Below are 1,992 nucleotides of genomic sequence, written 5' to 3' on the forward strand. Positions count from 1 at the left end.
AAGAAAACTTAAAAACGTTCTTTTTTGTAAAGAAATGCAACAAAATTGAAAAAAAGTGTGTTTTTCTCTTGCACTTCTGTTGTGAAAATTTTAGGAAATGTGCATCAAATGAATGTTAAATAGCGGAGCGTAGCGCAGCCTGGTAGCGCACCTGATTTGGGATCAGGGGGTCGTAGGTTCGAATCCTATCGCTCCGACCATATTTAATAAGGTGTATGATAATGACCCAGTTGGGTACGTGTGGTGAAAAACGATCGTTCAAGCGTTGTGTAACCTGAAGGGAAAAGGCATGATCGCACGTATTTATAGTCCTGCTAAAACAGCTATGCAGTCAGGTAATAAAGGGAATACAGGCTTTTGGATTTTACAGTATGAGCCGATGAAAGCAAAAATGCTAGAGCCTCTTATGGGTTACACGGCAACATCTGATATGAATAGTCAAGTGAGAATCCGTTTTAATAGGAGGGAAGAAGCAATTGCTTTTGCACGCAAGAACGCTATCCCTTATCGTGTAGAAAAAACACATACATCGATTCGGCGTGCTATTTCTTATTCTGATAATTTTCGCAGTGATCGGCAGCAATCTTGGACACATTGAATTAAAGATGCTATTGTGAATTGAGGAAATAATCATTTGGGTCCCGTAGCTCAGCTGGATAGAGCAACGGCCTTCTAAGCCGTGGGTCACAGGTTCGAATCCTGTCGGGATCGCCATGTTTAAGAAAATGAATAGATAAAAAAGTTTAGAAGTTTCTCTTTGATTCTATTAATTTATTTTTCTGTACGCTCTGAGCCTTTTTGATGTTTTTTATAGATGCTATTGCCGTTGTCTGTTGGCTTGTTTGGGTATAAAGTGATGCCATGCTGTTTTCTCTGCCTGCCCAAAAGCGTTTTAAATTGTGATATGGTCGTTTCTGCATTTGCTTGCTACGTATTGCTGATCATTTTTTTCACCCATTGGCTTATTCTTTTAATGCAGCTGCATTTCATGCTTTAGAAAACAGATTGCCAAAACTTATCTTTTATAAGTCTTTTTTTATTTTTCTAAAAATGAATGTGCTATTTCTTAAATGAGGTTTAAGCATTGTGGCTAATGCTGGTAAAATTGCAAAAAATGTCTACTTTAAAATTTTTTTTTATGAATAATATTATGACGTTTTTCAGTACGATCTTGGGTAAGATTGGTTTTCAAGACATGATAGATTCTGTTTAGTGTTTTATGGAACATTGAAGAATAAAAACGTTATCTGTTTATGATGAGAGTTTAGAGATAATATCCCCTGAAGGGATGAAAGGTATTTCTTGTATTGAAAGCTGTCCTTTATAACACGTTATAACTTTAGAGTTTTTGCGATAAAAAGATGTTGTGTATGTGCTGCCCAGATAAGATATTGTTTTTTCAATGTGATATATTTATTGCCAATCTGATTTAATGTGGTTGTCAGTGATTCTAAGGGTAGAGCTATAGATTTCAAATAGTTTACGGTTTTCTTAGTTCTGTTTAAGAATATATGCTGGTATTTATAGGTTATGTTGTACATATTCTGTTTGAATTATGAATGAAGATAGATTGTATCTCAGAATTAAGTTTTTAGATTACGTATTTATATTTTCAAATGTTTTTTCTCATTTCTTTATAGTTTGTACGTTATGCGAGAGCTATTTAGGATTGAGTAACGGTTATGATAAAATGTTATGCGGATGAGATCTGATGTTCTAAACGCATATGATTTAAGGGGATTATTGTTTCAATAGGAATATAGTGTGAAGAACGAAGCGCTATTGTATTGCATATTTATGCGCTTGTTTTAAAAATATATCCCTTAAAGCCCCTCCAAAAGCCTATTTCACGCCGACACTTGTGAATGGTATAATGCTAAATTCATTGAGCTCTATCATCTGTACTCTTATGAAGGAATAAGCCAAATATTCTGTACATTTTGCCTGTTTGCTAACCGACAATGTTGCGATAGATCTTAGCTCTTTAGATCG

1 protein-coding gene and 2 tRNA genes are annotated in these 1,992 nt (G+C 34.9%); all 3 read left to right on the forward strand.

Annotated elements, in window-relative coordinates:
• Positions 1-123 precede the first annotated feature (123 nt).
• The 3 genes from BN338_RS03655 (at position 124) to BN338_RS03665 (ending at position 714) form a co-directional block, all read left to right on the forward strand.
• Positions 124-200: transfer RNA gene (locus BN338_RS03655), tRNA-Pro, on the forward strand.
• 89 nt (positions 201-289) lie between these two features.
• A complete protein-coding gene (locus BN338_RS03660; RefSeq protein ID WP_039759157.1) occupies positions 290-598 on the forward strand; it encodes an ETC complex I subunit in 309 nt (102 codons plus the stop codon).
• A gap of 39 nt (positions 599-637) precedes the next feature.
• Positions 638-714, forward strand: a tRNA-Arg gene (locus BN338_RS03665).
• Positions 715-1,992 lie beyond the last annotated feature (1,278 nt).

This window comes from Bartonella queenslandensis AUST/NH15 (assembly GCF_000312585.1).
GTDB lineage: Bacteria > Pseudomonadota > Alphaproteobacteria > Rhizobiales > Rhizobiaceae > Bartonella > Bartonella queenslandensis_A.

Coding starts and splice junctions, on each gene's coding strand:
- BN338_RS03660 (WP_039759157.1), top strand. CDS start 290: ATGATCGCACGTATTTATAGTCCTGCTAAAACAGCTATGCAGTCAGGT.